Below are 14,480 nucleotides of genomic sequence, written 5' to 3'. Positions count from 1 at the left end.
ATTTCATTTACACAAGATTCTTGACGCTACCATAAAAAGTGCACATTAACATATAAAATTGAAAAATAACATATAACACTATGTAAAAGCGCTTTCGCAAGTAATATTCTAAGCAATAGATTCAATTGATTGGTATTTAAGAATATAAATGAAAAATTTCCCACGATGCTAATCAATTATCATTTAATTCAAAAATTCTCTTAAAAGAAGGCTATATTCATGAACACATTTTTGATTATCGATATTGGTACTTCTAGTATGCGTGGAATCCTTTTTGATAAAAAAGGTAAGCGCTTATTCAAGGATCAACTCTCATATCAACCTGAGTATCACAAAGATGGAGGTGTTCTCCAAGACGCACATGTTTTTTACAATCATTGTTTAAATATTAATAAAAAATGTGCAGACTTTGCTAATAAAAACGGATATAAAATTATAGCAATCTCAATGACGGCACAACGTTCCTCACTTATCCCAACAAAGAGTGGAGAGCCAACAGATAAAGCGATTATGTGGCAAGACACACGTGTTAATAAACTAGTGAAGGTATATTCTGCTTACAATGATTTTTTTATCAAAAAATCGGGTAGTAGATTAAATGCAGTGTATCTTGGTGCAAAGATTAGTTGGTTAAAACATAATAAGCCTGATATTTATAATAAGTCTGACAAAATGTTTAATATTCCATCGTATTTGATTTACCACATGACAGGAAGAGCTTCAACTGATACCACGTATGGTAGCCGAACAAATATAATGAATATTAAGACACTGGAATGGGATGATGATTTATTAAAGATTCTTGATATTTCCCGTGATAAGTTACCATCAATTATTAAGCCCGGAGAAGTTTGTGGAAAAATCACAAAAGAATATGCAAATTTAAGCGGTCTTCCAGAGGGAACCCCTTTGATTTCAGCTGGTGGCGATCAACAGTGTGCAGCAATGGGTGAAGGGCTTTTGAATAATGACTCAGTATCAATTAATACTGGTACTGGAGGATATATTATTAAAAACATTGATAAATTACCCGAAGTACTGACAAATAATTTAATTTATAATTGTTCTTCCGTTCCCAATAAATATATTCTAGAGATTGATTTACTTGCATGTTCTTCAATATTAAATTGGTTTATTGAAAATTTTTATGGAGATCTTAATAGTAACTTCGACAAAGTAAACAATGACCTAAAAAGTTGTTATGACCAAAACATCAACGTTACATCACTCCCATATCCAAAGGGTAAGTCAGTAAATATAAATGATACTCGAATTAGAGGTGCATTTACTAATATCGGGCTTTCAACAACTAAACAGGATATGCTTTATGGTTTAATGACTAGTTTATTTGTTGAAATTAATGACGGGATTGATATCTTACGAGCTTATGGTCCAATTTCTTCAGTCGTAATTGGTGGTGGATTAACCAATAGTAAGATTATGGATCAGATGCAGGCAGATGCTTACAATCTGAAAATTCATAAATCTCCTGTGACAGAGTCTACTGCAATTGGAGCATTGATATCTGTTTTAGTAAATCAAGGAGTTTATTCGAGTTGTGAAGAAGCATACAGTCAAGTAGTTCATGGTAAATCAGACTGCTATGTTCCTAATATTCATAATGTCGAACTATTTAAGGAACTGAATAGTCGTAAACAGGAGCTTTATTATGTTCTAAAGGATACTCAAGCTGGATATTATAAAGTAGATAATAAGCAAAATTACTATAATAGTGAAAAAGGTGATGGAGTAAAAGATTACCATAAAATTACCGTTTAATTTTTAAATTACCTTATAACATGATTGAAAATAATCATAAAATATTCATAATTAGTCTGTGTTAAAAAATATAGGGAGGCTTTTCACAATGGCATCACCAAAAAATATTAAAGACGTTACTCCAGAGGTTTGGGCAAAAAATGTTTTTCCTGAGTGGGGCACATATTTAAATGAAAATATTGCAGATAAAAAAATTCCAGAAGGTAGTTTCTCAATTTGGTGGCTAGGTTGCATGGGCTTTTGGCTTAAGACCCATGAGGGAACCAACATTGTTGTTGATATGTGGAACGGTACTGGTAAGCATACCCATGGTGATGGAAAGATGAGAATGGGTCATCAAATGATGAGAATGGCTGGGGTTCGAGAACAACAGCCAAATCTTCGTAACAGACCATACGTTATTGATCCATTTGCAGTAAAAGATGTTGATGCATTATTGGTTACCCACACTCACCATGATCATTTAGACATCTACACAGCAGCTGCCGTTAATGAAAATTGCCCTAAGGCTAAGTTTATCGGTCCTCAAGGTGTCGTTGATGAATGGATTGAATGGGGCATTCCGAAGGAGAAAACAATTGTTGTGAAACCTAACGATAAAGTTGAAGTTGGGTCAACAAAGATTACAGCCCTTGAATCTTTTGATCGTACGGAGTTAGTTACGGAAGACGATCCTAATGTTAAATTAGCTGGAACAATGCCGCAAGATATGTCCAAGATTGCTGTTAACTATCTAATTGAAACTTCCGGCGGAAATCTTTATGACGCAGCTGATTCACACATGTCTAACACATTTACTAAACATGGTAATGAACATAAGATTGACGTTGCATTATGTGCCTATGGTGATAATCCGAGAGGTATTACAGATAAATTAGACGACTCACAGGTTCTAAGAATGGCCGAAGATCTTAATACTAAGGTTGTTATTCCAATGCATTGGGATATTTGGGATAATTTCTATGCTGATCCTAAGGATATAATTCGCCTTTGGGAGCTTAAAAAGAATCGACTGCAATATAAATTCAAACCCTATATTCTTCAAGTAGGTGGACATTTTGATTTCCCTGAAGACAAGGATAAATTTGAGTATATGTATGACCGTGGATTCCATGATGCATTTAACCATAAGCCTGATTTGCCGTTCCCTGAATTACTTTAATTGATTATTTAAATTAGAATTTTGGAGGAGAAAACTATGGCAAAACCAATGTTACAAGTTGCGTTAGATACAAAAGATTTGCCAACGGCCATTGGAGTTGCACGGCAGGTTGTTGACGTTGTTGACGTTGTTGAAGCAGGGACTTTGCTGATTTACGAAGAAGGTCTAAGCGCAGTTAGAAACTTACGGGCACTTGCACCTGACAAAATTATTTTAGCAGATACAAAAACAGCTGATGCAGGTGCTGATGTTGGTGCTGAGTGTAAAGCTGCGGGTGCAAATTGGATGACCTGCATTAATGCTGCAACTGTCCCTACAATGAAATCAGCACAAAGTAAAATTGAAGTTCAAGTTGAACTTTATAAAAATTGGACAGAGGAACTAGCACAAGAGTGGCTTGATGCTGGCATCCAGCAAGTGGTTTATCATCAAAGTCGCGATGCTAAGTTGGCTGGTCAAACTTGGGGTAAAAAAGATTTAGACGAAGTAAAAAAATTAATCAGTATGGGATTTAAAGTTTCGGTTACTGGTGGTGTCAATCCTGGGGTTCTTAAGTTATTTGAAGGTGTAAATGTGTATACATTTATTGCTGGAAGAGCTATTCATGGTGCTGAAGATCCTCATACAGCCGCGCTTGAATTTAAAAAAGAAATAGATAGAATTTGGGGTTGACTTTTGAATGAAGTTGTAAGCATTTATTAGTTGATTACTGGGTAAAGAGCTGTTTATTAACAGTTCTTTATTTTTAAAGGCTATGAAAGCGCTATAAAAAATTCAATTAACTGAGGTAATGATCGATGATTAAAAATTACTTTTTTGATTTCGATAAAACATTAGCGGATAGTGGTGGTGTTTCTATCTCTGCGACAAAGGAAGCATTTAAAGTTATGGGGTTTGCTGTTCCGGAAACCAATGTAATTTTAGGATATATGGGTATTCCTGCAGAAATTTCGTTTAAAAAAATGGCAAGGGAGAGTTTATCAGAAACACAAATTCAAAAATTAACTGACACATTTCGAACAATTTATCAAAAAGTTGAAATGAAATCAACAAAACTTTACCCAAATATTGTATCAATGTTAACCAGTTTGAAAAAGGCAAATAAAAATATATTTATTGTATCAAGCAAAAAAACGGATGCTGTAGAGAGAAATCTAAATAACCTGAAGATTATCAGTTTTTTTCAAGATATTGTTGGATTTGATAAAGTTAAAAACTATAAACCGGCTCCGGATGGAATATTATTACTCCTTAGCAAATATGATCTTGTTAAAGATGAGAGTTTGATGATTGGTGACGCGAAGTACGATATTCAAATGGGCAAGGCAGTTGGGATTAAAACATGTGGTGCTCTATGGGGCGCGTTTGATGTTAACGGGTTAGCTAATGAGCGTCCAACGTATCTTATTGATCAACCAATGGAACTTGTAACGCTTGAATAGCTTAATGATAGTAGATTTTGATTATTATTAATTTGGGAGGTTAAAGTCATGCTGCAATCTTTTATGAACATATTTACCTCGTTGGGTGATACGGTTGTTGTACCTATAATTATTTTTATTGTTGCCTTATGCTTACGAGTAAAGGCAAAAACAGCTATGATGAGTTCACTACTAGTTGGTGTTGGATTAACTGGTTTTGGCTGGATTATTAGTTCATTTACACCTGTTGTTACAAAAATTATTAATCAGATGATTAAAACAACAGGTATCAATCTTCCAGTGGTTGATACTGGATGGCAAACTAGCGCATTAGCGTCATTTCATTCCACAGTTGGAATTTCCTTTTTTATTGTTGGGTTAATTCTCGAAATCATTTTATTCTTAATCGGATACACAAAGGTGTTTTTTCCCACTAATCTTTGGCAAAATTGGGGATTTATGATTTGGGGAACTGTTGCATATACAGTTACCCATAACTTTTGGTTGTCATTAGGGTTAAGCATTTTTATGATGCTGTACATTCTAATGGTTGCTGAAATCCAAGCCGATCGGTGGTCTGATTACTATAAAATTAGTAATGGTACAACTTCAGCATTGCATAATATGGAAAATGCTGTACCAGCAATAATTTTAGATCCTCTTTGGAATTTATTTGGTTTCAACAAAATCCACCTTACTCCTGAAGTTCTGAAGAAACGACTTGGTGTATTTGGAGAGCCAACATTTATTGGCGCTATTCTTGGAATTATCATTGGGTTACTTGGTAATATTTCACGTCTTAGTAGTTTAGATGCATGGGGACAAATTCTAACATTTGGCGTACAACTTGCTGGAGTTATGACGATTTTTCCACTTGTTGCTCATTTGTTTGGTAGTGCTTTCAAACCCTTAACTGATGAAATTACCGAACATTATATCAGGAAGAATACTGGCAAGACCACAGAAAGCGACGCTATAAAGAGCAAGAAGCGCTGGTTCTTAGCAGTTGATGATGGTGTTGGCTATGGAGAATCAGCAACAATTATTTCAGGAGTAATTCTTATTCCTATTATTGTTATTCTGGCGTTTATTCTTCCAGGAAATAAGACAATTCCAGTTGTTGACCTTGTATCTATTCCATTTATGATTGAGTCAATGGTTGCAGTCTATCGTGGAAATATTTTGAAAATTTTATGCACAGCTACTATTTGGCTCGGAATCGGTCTTTACGCAAGTAGCTATATGGCGCCGATGTATTCAGCATCAGTTTCGCAGTACGGTGTTGCGGCAACAACCGGTGCTGCACTAATTGTTAGTTTTAATGTAATGGCTCGTCCTTTAAATGCCTTAATATTTGCTGCGTGGGTTTCTGGAAATCCACTATGGATCGGATTAACAATTGTCATTTACGGTTTCTTCCAAATTTTGCTTCGAACGCGTCGTCCACAAATTTGGGCATATCTTAAGAAAATGTCCGACAAAAACAAACCAGATTATGTTAATGTTGTGAAAAAAGAGCAAACTTCAAATAGAACAATTTAAAACAGTTGATTAATAAAAATTAAATTGTTTTTATTATATATTTCTTCAATACTTCTTAATGATGACTAAAAAATTGTAGATGCAGGCAAAAGCGAACAAATCGTTATTGCCTGCGTCTCTCGTGTTCATTATACGATTTGTTAAATTTAAATCACGTAAACAAGTCTTTTTCATTTATTTCTGCTCTTATACTGATACTGGGCATCAAAACCAATGTATTTTGTAACACTAAGATAAAAAAATCAGAGTACAACACTGTGCTGTTTGAAAATAATATAATTAAAGTGGTGATTTTAGCTTTTGACAGATTAGAGTAGCTAAATGTAAATTTAACTCTAGTAATTTAAATTAATATTTCGGTAAAGAAGGATGCACTTTTATCATGAAAAATTCAATTCAAAATATAGAAAAACGTCGTGTGTATTTGTTAAAAATCATTAAATACAAGGTCTCAACAACTGTTCATGAGTTATCAAAAACAATTGGAGTTTCTGAAATGTCAATTCGTCGGGATTGCCGAGTTCTTCAAAAAATGGGTAAAATAAAAGTTTCCTTTGGAAAAGTAGAATATCATGATAAAAATGTTGACCAAGCAGAGCGAACACAAATTGACAAAATCAACGATAAGATTGCACAAGCAGCAGCAAACTATATTAATGATAATCAAATGATTTTTATTAATTCTAGCAGAACAGCGATCAAAATACTGGATCATATCAAAGATAAAAGAATTAACATATTAACTAATAATTTACGTGCGATTGATAAAAAAATAAATAATGAATCCAATTTAGTGTTGAGTGGGGGAGAAATTCGAAAGGAATCCCGAATCCTTACTGGTGACATTGCTTTAGAGTCTTTTAGGAATGTCCATGCCTCTATTAGCTTTATTGGATGTGCAGGATTAGATATTAAACATGGATTAACTACAACAAACATTCATGAGGCACAAATTAATAAGGTGATTGTTAAGAACTGTCAGCGCCTTATTGTATTAGCAAACTATACTAAAATCAATAAGGTCACTAATTTTAATGTTGGGAATTTGAAAGATATTGATGTTTTGGTTACTGATATTTATTCGAACGATAATTATATTAAACGAATTAGGAATATGGGAATTGAAGTTATTCAGGTTCCTATCTAAAAATTAACTATATCCTTTATTTCAATTAAAAAATATTTGTTTCAAAACGCTCAGCAAAGCATTGCCATTCCAATGCTTTGCTGAGCGTTTTTGAGCTTAAAGTAAAAAAAGATTGGAAAATATTGAGCAAAGGTAAACACTAAATAATTGGACGTATTCAAAAAGGCATTCGAGCATGTTATTCTTCAGATAACACAACCGAATGCCTTTTTAAGTTTTTACAGTTAAGCTGCACAGCTTTGCTGTACTGCTTTAGCCCATGGTAAATAAGCCTCTAACTCCTCGTCAGTTGGGGAATCTCCTAACCGAGGCAAGTAGGTGAACAGATAGACTAAGTATTTTTTGAAATCTAAATGATTGGCAATGGCCGTTTCGAATAGGCCTAGGAAGAGGGCGTTAGCCTTGGCTCCGCGCTGGCCGGTACTAAAAAGCCAATTCTTACGACCAATGACCGAAGTTTTGATACTCCGTTCGGCAATGTTATTACTAATGGCCACCCCAGGATCATTTAAAAAGACCTCTAGTTGTTCACGCTGATTCACCATGTAGGTATAAGCGCGTCCCAACTTAGACTTGTTGATAGGGGTAGTTTCACTCATTAGCTGCCATATGCTATCGACAATTGGCTTGGACTCTCGTTGTCGAATCTCTAACAACTGTTGTGGTGAAAAGCCCTGAGCTTTTCGTTCGATCGCAAATAGTTGATCGAACTTTTTGACAAATTTGCGGCCAAGACTCCTTTGGCTCTCAATTCCATTAGTGCCATCCACAAATTTTCGTCGTCCATGCGCCCAACAGCCAGCCCGCCGAATCCCTGGCGGAATGTGATTGTAACCCGCATAGCCATCGCAGACAAGAGTTCCGTTGAAGCCTTCGTAAATCGCCCGGGCCACTTTTTCACTTCGAGATGGGTCATAATGAAAATGGATAATCGAAGTAGCCGCGTTAGCGGCAGATCGCATTTCCCATAGAAATGACTTTGAGGTTGCCGACTTTCCTGGTTCTAGTAAAACTTGAATTGGCGTTTCATCGCCATGCAAATATGGTTGCTGCTTAAGCTTCCTGAAAAGCAACTGATCGACTAAAGCAACCCTCTCCGATCCAAAAATCACCCAATTGCTTAAGGTGGCTTCGGATACCGATAGTCCCAATCCCTTTAAACGTTGTCGTTGACGATAAAGTGGCAAGGCTAATTCATATTTATTGGCAATAATTGTTGCGACTAAATCTTCTGAAGCCAAACTATGGGCCATGAATGATTGTGGGACCGTTGCCGAAACAAATTGGTCGCCATCGTAATTGACGTCCTCTGAACAATGTTGGTATTTGCCAACTTCCTGATACCGACGAACTATGTATGCTTGAGCTGGTTGGAGATGAAATTTGTCTCCAATCAACCGTTTAAATATCTGATAGGCATTGCCACAATTGTGGCAATTATGTTCGGCTAATTCAATCAGTTCTTCCTTTATCGGGAGGTTTTTCGTGATTTTCGCTTTTTGACTTTGCCTTTTCTTTTTACGAACTGTGACAATTTCGATTTGTTCTCCAGTTGACTCTGGGTCTTCGAAAACACCATTACTGGCGTCATCAAATAGAGAGGTTTGACCATCGTCAATCGATTTTTCACTCGAATGACCATATAATTTGTTGCGAAGATATTTTACCTGCTCAGTTAAAATTTGATTCTGCCGAATAAGCTCTTCAATTTGAGCTTGTTGACTGGCATTAATCTTTTTAAGCTCCTCAATAATATCCATTGGTCTCACCACCTCGGTTGGTTTTCAATGATCATATCATGAAGTTTGAATCTTGCCTATACCTTTTAGAAAGGTTGACAGAGCGAGACTTTCAATAAATATTGCCTGGTCTAACACGATGAACCGATGGTTCAATCGTCAGCCCGGTTAGTAACCATTTGAGTTGCTGATTTGTTAATTGCCGGACTTCCACTGCGGTTCTTGGCCATTGTAAATGTCCTGATTCATAACGTTTGTAAAGTAATACAAAGCCGTCACCTTCCCAATAGATAGCTTTAAATCTGTCTTTCCGTGTTCCACAAAATAGGAACAATGCGGGTGAAAATGGATTTGAGTCGAATTGATCTTGGATAATTGTTGCTAACCCATCAATTCCTTTGCGTAAATCTGTTTTGCCGCAAACCAAATAGACTTTATCTAATTCGGTAAAGTTGAGTAATTTAGGCACCCGCCATCAGCTCCTTTAGAATGATCTTCAATATTTCTGGCTGGGCATTATTAAAGATCCTTAATTTTTTATTATTGACGGTTAATTGACAAGCCGGTTGAATTTTATTGGGATCATCAATCCTTGTAATTTGTAACTTTTCAGTGGGTACTGGCACAATGGTCTTTTGTCAACGCCGATGTGAAAATGTCGTTTTTTGCCGATTAAAAAATGCTGTTTTTTACCGATAAGGTTTACAGTGTCTCACTGCTCCTTTCTTTATTTTGTGAGCTGAAACCTGATAAATCAGGTCCAGAATTATCCTTCTTTTCAATCAAATGATCCTTCATTCGATATGATCGACCGGTGATTCGGATGACTTTAGCGTGGTGAACCAAGCGGTCTAAAATGGCGTTAGCTAACATCTTATCTGAAAAGGTGTTTCCCCACTTAGAAAGCGGAATATTAGTGGTGATAATGGTTGATTTCCGTTCATATCGTCTTTCAATTAGCTGAAAGAACAGCTTAGCACCCACTGACTCAATTGGGAGATAACCAATCTCGTCAATGATTAGAATTTGAAAACGGGCATACCGGCGCAACACTTCTTCGCTTCGTCCTTGAACTTGTGCTGTTTGAAGCTTGTTGATGAGGTCGCTACATCGAATAAACTGCGTTGAAATTCCTTGTTTNTGAGTCTTACCGACACCGGAGGTGCCGATAAACAAAATGTTTTGATTCTCTTGGGTGAATCTTAGTGATCCCAAGTCCTCAATTGTCCCTTGGTTAATTCCTGGTTGATAGCTAAAGTCAAAGTCAGCTAACGTTTTTTCATATGGAAAGCGGGCTAGTTTAATTCTCAAATTAATCTTTTTTTGTTCCCGGTATTTAAGCTCAGCCGTTGTCAATTCGAATAAGGCATCACTCAAGGACTTGGGTGCTTCATCTTGATGATCCAATAGGTAGCCTAAATGTTCGGCGAAACGATCTAACTTTAATTGTCTAAGGTTGGTGTATAACGCTTGGTAATTAGCCATTTTCTCACTCCATTTCATCAAACATCTTCAGGTTTCGGTCGACGTAATCATCAATGACTCGGTCATCACGATTCTTATAAAGGTCTGATCGGACAATCTCTTCCATGTCATCGCGAAGATAATTAAATCTTTTCAGTGAAATAGGGTGAGAACGAATTAATTCTCCGTTATAATAAACGTATAGAGTATTGTCATCGTGTTTAATTTGTACGGTTTCGTCAATATATCTGATGGGGACGGAGTATTTCCGATTTTGAAAGACAATCATTGATTCCTTGCTAACTTTCCTTGCGATGGTTTGGCTGGCATAGGCATCGAGTAAGTCATGATCAAAATCATGGAGATACTCTTTTTCTTTATCAAGCAATAAATAAGGCGGAATTTGAGTCGCCTGAGACTTCTCATGATTCAGCTGATCACACGTCAAATGAACGATCTCGGCTAAGTCTAGCGGCTCTTCAAACTCATGGTTGTAAACTTTAATTCGCTGAGTAGTTCTGGCCAACGCCTCAACCTTTCCTTTGGTTTGTGGCCGAAACGGTCGACAAGCAATTGGCTTGAAACAAGCGTCCTTAGCGTATTCAACGAAGGTTTCATTAAATACCGGCTTACCAAAATTACTTTTATGATGATCGACGACAACCTTTTGGTTGTCAAACCAGATTTCTTTCGGCACACCCCCGGTTGCCCAAAAGGCATTCGTTAAGCAATCAAAAAAGGTAGTTTGGCTGCGACTGAAGGTAAATTGCATGTATTTCATTCGCGAGTACCCTAAAACATATAAGAAGATGTTGCCTTTGACAATCTCTCCATGCCGAGAAACCAATGTTAAGTCTTCTTTCCAATCAACCTGGGCTGAAAGTCCTGGCGAGGTTTCAATCCGGATAGTGGCTTTTTTCGTTGCGGCTTTTCTGATGGTTCGACAATAGTCTCTGAGAATACTTTGCTTTCCTTGATAGCCACGTTCTTTGATAAAGTAATAAATTGCCGTTGCCGAACAGCCTTCTAGAACCTTTTCTTCAATCGTTTTTCGATAATCGTCAAGTTTACTCGGCCGCCGTAAGGGTTGTGGCTGCTCATCTGGGGGCGTAAGCCCTAAATTGTAGTATCTTTTTACCGTTCGTGGATCAACACCGTATCGCCGACCAATTTCAGCGAAGTTGGGCTTTATTTTGTTCATAATATATTGCTGGACACACTGCTCAACATCTAAACGCATTTCAGTTCCTCCAAATTTGAGATGCGTTTATTTTACCGTAAAAAAATGTTGGAAAACCGACATTTTCTAATCGGTATTTTCCAACATTTTACAACCGTTGCTGACATCTTTTCCATAAAGAATCACCTCATACTTAATTAATAATTCTATGGTACTCAAAAAGACGTCTACGAAGTAGACGTCCAGTTATTTAGTGCTTACAAGGTTAATGCAACAATTCCTAATATAATTGACTTTCTTAATTTCATGCTCGTTACCCTCGTTATCTAAAGTATGAGTGCCAGAATGAATACATTGAGATCTTATGAGGACTGAAATAATGCAGTGAATTTGAATCACCGTAAGCGTTGCTATATCGGAATTTATAGAAGTGATTTCCGAGATTACTTCCATTTTGTAACATGAACGGATTTCTCACCAGAAAAATGGATATAATGCCGATAGATTTTTACTCCATAGTTTGGATTAGCTGTTGCATACCAATGTCCGCGCAATCGATAGGGGATTGCAGAAGTATGCCAGGATGAAGCATCTATGGTGGTTGGAAATGTGATGCTCATAATTCCACCCAAAGATAATGCGGTAACACCTAACATAATTGAATTTCTAATTTTCATTATGATTTTCCCCTCTATAAGCCCAATAATTGTTTTTTCTTCGCGTCGAATTCTTCCTGAGTGATTGTTCCGTCATCAAGAAGCTTTTTGAACTTAGCAATTTCATCAGCGGTATCAGTAGCCTGTGCTTGAGATTCTTTTGGCCCCATATTGTTTTCTACAAATGTTTTTAACTTTTCCATATCTTTGTTATTAGATCCCCCACGGAAAACAACATTATTGGCTTTGTTGTAAGCACCATGTGCGAATCCTGGCAGGGCACCGAGTCCACCGGTTGTTTGATTGCCAGCAGCAGTGATGAAGTTGATTTGGCCAGCAGTAACACCGGCTTTTTTGAAGTCAACTCCAATAATATTTGTTAATGGAATTGTTTGATCTCCATTTTGCCCACGGTTGGCAAAACTTCGAATTCCTTTTCGTGTAATAACGACTTTAGCATCATCTGCGGTAATGATTACGTGTTCTGGAATGTGAATTTCTACTTTGATAGTCATGATTAAATCCCCCGTTTAATTTTTATCTGTTTGGTCAGCAAATGGATTGTACATGTTTTTGACTTTTGCATTACGTATTTTTAACCCTTTTTCTTTTCTCCGCTTAAATTCTATTCTAATAAATTCAGCGGTTGTATGAACCAGCTCCTTAATCGCATTCTTAAACTCATCACTTTCATTCATCGGTTGAACCCACATAATTCGTTGTCGTTCCAGATCTGTTGAAATGTTTCCGAAGAAATATTGATTAAATCCTGACTTCACCTCATTTTCACCAATCCCAGAATTAATATATATTTTGGGCTTGAGGGTGGATGGAAATTTGAAGTTTAACGTTCCATATAAAGATTGAATCGCTAGCGGCAAGTAATAACTTCGTAAAGCCGTGTATTCTTTTAAGGTAGTAAAATCTAAATCATTTTCTGGAAGCCCGACTTTCCACATCCAATAGCTGACGTCATCCGCATCAAATGGGGCCTCAATCAGTAACTTATAAAGGAGTAAATCTCGTGAATCTAAGTCTTTGGGATCAATGAGAGCACGCATATACTTGATTTTTTTGAATTTTGCATAGGCATACAGAGTGTCACTAAAAAGGTATCCGCCAAGTTCGACATAATCCAGAGTGTAAACGATGAATTCAACCCAATGAAAAGCCACATCCAAATTTTTCAAAACCATGTGGCGTTCCATTCCTTGATAAAGTAACCAGGGATATTGGAACTCTTCGCCAGCATGCGGGTTGCTAAGCCACTCTAGATAATGATAACGTTGTTTTGGTGTAAAACTACTATACGTATTGAACAAATCCAATTGACCTCGGAATGACTCCGGCGTGCCTGGTTCTAACTCATCAGTTTCAAATAACGCGGACAGTTCATCGTGTGCTTCAATATAGCCATGAACTTGCTTTGCAGCAGAAGGTGGGAAGTACTCGAAATTTTTATGAGGGCCATTCGCTATCCACAATATTTTTTTAGTCGACTCTGGAATGTTTACGTACAGCTTTTCAAAAACCGGATTGGGTTGATCATTATCAAGCTTTAGTTTCGACCGTTCTTCATGATAAATTTGTAGGTCAAAATCATCCATTTTAACTTTTCCGGACCTTGTGTAAGGATCATCCATTATTAACTGTTTTGGATCTGAATAAATATCGTCGTCTGCTTCTGTATCTACTTCTGAAATGTTCGAATTTGAGTCTGGCGATGCTTTAGGATCAACTTGCGCATCCGATGTGATCTCAGGCTTTTTTACAGGTTTTGGAACATCAGAAGCCGCTTTTTGCTTAGTAACCAAAGTGGCTTGAACATAGTTCCTAGACGGCTCTTTTTTTGGAGACACTTTCGAAACATGTTGCTTTGGTTTTGTGCCTTTATTGGAAACAAAATAATATATTAAAAACCCAATCCCAGCGACAAGTAGTATTTGCCACCCAAAAGTAGAAATAATCGCGATAAAAAATAATATTACAAGAAGCCCAGCACACCCCATTCAATCACTTCCCCCCATGACAACTTAGTCTAATTCATCCACCGGTGAGCCATATTGGTGCATCAGATCAGCGTAGCTTTCCGGCCCATAGCCGTTTTCTTCAATATACAGCAAACCCACCAACCCACTTGCAAATTCGTTTGCTTGATACTCACATTTGAATCGGGGTCGTGCCATAAAGGGCAACGTAGCCATCGGCTAATTTTTGCTAAGCCACTTGATAGTAAGCTCCATTTCCAGTAATTTCTTTTAAATACTTGTAGGCTCCTTTAGTCTGCAAAACCGGTAATTCACTCCCAATGACTGTTAATTCGTTATCCATTTCATGATCTCCTTTGCTTTGCTAATCTCACTCGTTGGTTAGGTTCACTTTTTGGTTTT

The 14,480-nt window shown here is 37.0% G+C and carries 14 protein-coding genes and 1 pseudogene; 6 read left to right on the top strand and 9 right to left on the bottom strand.

Annotated elements, in window-relative coordinates:
• The first annotated feature begins 219 nt into the window (after nt 1-219).
• The 6 genes from FC98_RS12820 to FC98_RS12795 all read left to right on the top strand — a co-directional run bounded on the left by FC98_RS12820 (nt 220) and on the right by FC98_RS12795 (nt 7,051).
• Nucleotides 220-1,779, top strand: a complete 1,560-nt coding sequence (locus FC98_RS12820; protein ID WP_056949684.1) for an FGGY-family carbohydrate kinase — start codon at nt 220-222, stop codon at nt 1,777-1,779.
• 88 nt (nt 1,780-1,867) lie between these two features.
• The gene (gene ulaG, locus FC98_RS12815) at nt 1,868-2,941 is read left to right on the top strand and encodes an L-ascorbate 6-phosphate lactonase (RefSeq protein WP_056949682.1); all 1,074 of its coding nucleotides are present in this window, start codon (nt 1,868-1,870) and stop codon (nt 2,939-2,941) included.
• A 36-nt stretch (nt 2,942-2,977) separates the two neighbouring features.
• Entirely contained in the window at nt 2,978-3,613 is a 636-nt protein-coding gene (locus FC98_RS12810) for a 3-keto-L-gulonate-6-phosphate decarboxylase UlaD (RefSeq protein ID WP_056949681.1), read from the top strand.
• A 125-nt stretch (nt 3,614-3,738) separates the two neighbouring features.
• Complete coding sequence (locus tag FC98_RS12805; protein ID WP_056949679.1) at nt 3,739-4,383, top strand: HAD family hydrolase; 645 nt, start codon at nt 3,739-3,741, stop codon at nt 4,381-4,383.
• A 48-nt stretch (nt 4,384-4,431) separates the two neighbouring features.
• A complete protein-coding gene (locus FC98_RS12800) occupies nt 4,432-5,904 on the top strand; it encodes a PTS transporter subunit IIC (RefSeq protein WP_056949678.1) in 1,473 nt (490 codons plus the stop codon).
• A 382-nt stretch (nt 5,905-6,286) separates the two neighbouring features.
• Nucleotides 6,287-7,051, top strand: a complete 765-nt coding sequence (locus tag FC98_RS12795) for a DeoR/GlpR family DNA-binding transcription regulator (protein WP_056949677.1) — start codon at nt 6,287-6,289, stop codon at nt 7,049-7,051.
• A 224-nt stretch (nt 7,052-7,275) separates the two neighbouring features.
• Here the strand turns inward: FC98_RS12795 and tnpC are convergent, their stop codons facing one another.
• The 9 genes and pseudogenes from tnpC to FC98_RS14465 all read right to left on the bottom strand — a co-directional run bounded on the left by tnpC (nt 7,276) and on the right by FC98_RS14465 (nt 14,276).
• On the bottom strand, nt 7,276-8,811 hold the full coding sequence (gene tnpC / locus FC98_RS12790; RefSeq protein WP_056949676.1) for an IS66 family transposase: 1,536 nt from the start codon (nt 8,809-8,811) through the stop codon (nt 7,276-7,278).
• A 91-nt stretch (nt 8,812-8,902) separates the two neighbouring features.
• Nucleotides 8,903-9,259 carry an IS66 family insertion sequence element accessory protein TnpB gene (gene tnpB / locus FC98_RS12785; protein ID WP_054656022.1) on the bottom strand — a complete coding sequence of 119 codons (357 nt, stop codon included), beginning with the start codon at nt 9,257-9,259 and terminating at the stop codon, nt 8,903-8,905.
• Between the two features lie 233 nt (nt 9,260-9,492).
• Nucleotides 9,493-9,930: pseudogene (locus tag FC98_RS15235) on the bottom strand (ATP-binding protein); the annotation flags it as partial.
• Nucleotide 9,931: 1 nt separating this feature from the next.
• On the bottom strand, nt 9,932-10,275 hold a 344-nt coding region (locus FC98_RS15230), incomplete at its 3' end, for an ATP-binding protein (protein WP_235803640.1).
• 4 nt (nt 10,276-10,279) lie between these two features.
• Nucleotides 10,280-11,494: an IS21 family transposase gene (gene istA / locus FC98_RS12775; RefSeq protein WP_056949675.1), complete on the bottom strand. Its 1,215-nt coding sequence runs from the start codon at nt 11,492-11,494 to the stop codon at nt 10,280-10,282.
• 383 nt (nt 11,495-11,877) lie between these two features.
• A complete protein-coding gene (locus FC98_RS12770) occupies nt 11,878-12,111 on the bottom strand; it encodes a hypothetical protein (RefSeq protein WP_054656179.1) in 234 nt (77 codons plus the stop codon).
• Nucleotides 12,112-12,125: 14 nt separating this feature from the next.
• On the bottom strand, nt 12,126-12,605 hold the full coding sequence (locus FC98_RS12765) for an SHOCT domain-containing protein (protein WP_003561265.1): 480 nt from the start codon (nt 12,603-12,605) through the stop codon (nt 12,126-12,128).
• Nucleotides 12,606-12,620: 15 nt separating this feature from the next.
• Nucleotides 12,621-14,099, bottom strand: coding sequence for a hypothetical protein (locus FC98_RS12760; protein WP_056949674.1), 1,479 nt, complete (start codon nt 14,097-14,099; stop codon nt 12,621-12,623).
• Nucleotides 14,100-14,123: 24 nt separating this feature from the next.
• Nucleotides 14,124-14,276, bottom strand: a complete 153-nt coding sequence (locus FC98_RS14465; RefSeq protein ID WP_235803639.1) for a hypothetical protein — start codon at nt 14,274-14,276, stop codon at nt 14,124-14,126.
• Nucleotides 14,277-14,480 lie beyond the last annotated feature (204 nt).

This window comes from Lentilactobacillus kisonensis DSM 19906 = JCM 15041, assembly GCF_001434135.1.
GTDB classification, from domain to species: Bacteria; Bacillota; Bacilli; order Lactobacillales; family Lactobacillaceae; genus Lentilactobacillus; species Lentilactobacillus kisonensis.
Note: the sequence above shows the minus strand (reverse complement) of the source record. Positions and strands in the feature narration are given on the sequence as shown.

Coding starts and splice junctions, on each gene's coding strand:
- FC98_RS12820 (WP_056949684.1), top strand. CDS start 220: ATGAACACATTTTTGATTATCGATATTGGTACTTCTAGTATGCGTGGA.
- ulaG (WP_056949682.1), top strand. CDS start 1,868: ATGGCATCACCAAAAAATATTAAAGACGTTACTCCAGAGGTTTGGGCA.
- FC98_RS12810 (WP_056949681.1), top strand. CDS start 2,978: ATGGCAAAACCAATGTTACAAGTTGCGTTAGATACAAAAGATTTGCCA.
- FC98_RS12805 (WP_056949679.1), top strand. CDS start 3,739: ATGATTAAAAATTACTTTTTTGATTTCGATAAAACATTAGCGGATAGT.
- FC98_RS12800 (WP_056949678.1), top strand. CDS start 4,432: ATGCTGCAATCTTTTATGAACATATTTACCTCGTTGGGTGATACGGTT.
- FC98_RS12795 (WP_056949677.1), top strand. CDS start 6,287: ATGAAAAATTCAATTCAAAATATAGAAAAACGTCGTGTGTATTTGTTA.
- tnpC (WP_056949676.1), bottom strand. CDS start 8,811: ATGGATATTATTGAGGAGCTTAAAAAGATTAATGCCAGTCAACAAGCT.
- istA (WP_056949675.1), bottom strand. CDS start 11,494: ATGCGTTTAGATGTTGAGCAGTGTGTCCAGCAATATATTATGAACAAA.
- FC98_RS12770 (WP_054656179.1), bottom strand. CDS start 12,111: ATGAAAATTAGAAATTCAATTATGTTAGGTGTTACCGCATTATCTTTG.
- FC98_RS12765 (WP_003561265.1), bottom strand. CDS start 12,605: ATGACTATCAAAGTAGAAATTCACATTCCAGAACACGTAATCATTACC.
- FC98_RS12760 (WP_056949674.1), bottom strand. CDS start 14,099: ATGGGGTGTGCTGGGCTTCTTGTAATATTATTTTTTATCGCGATTATT.
- FC98_RS14465 (WP_235803639.1), bottom strand. CDS start 14,276: ATGGCACGACCCCGATTCAAATGTGAGTATCAAGCAAACGAATTTGCA.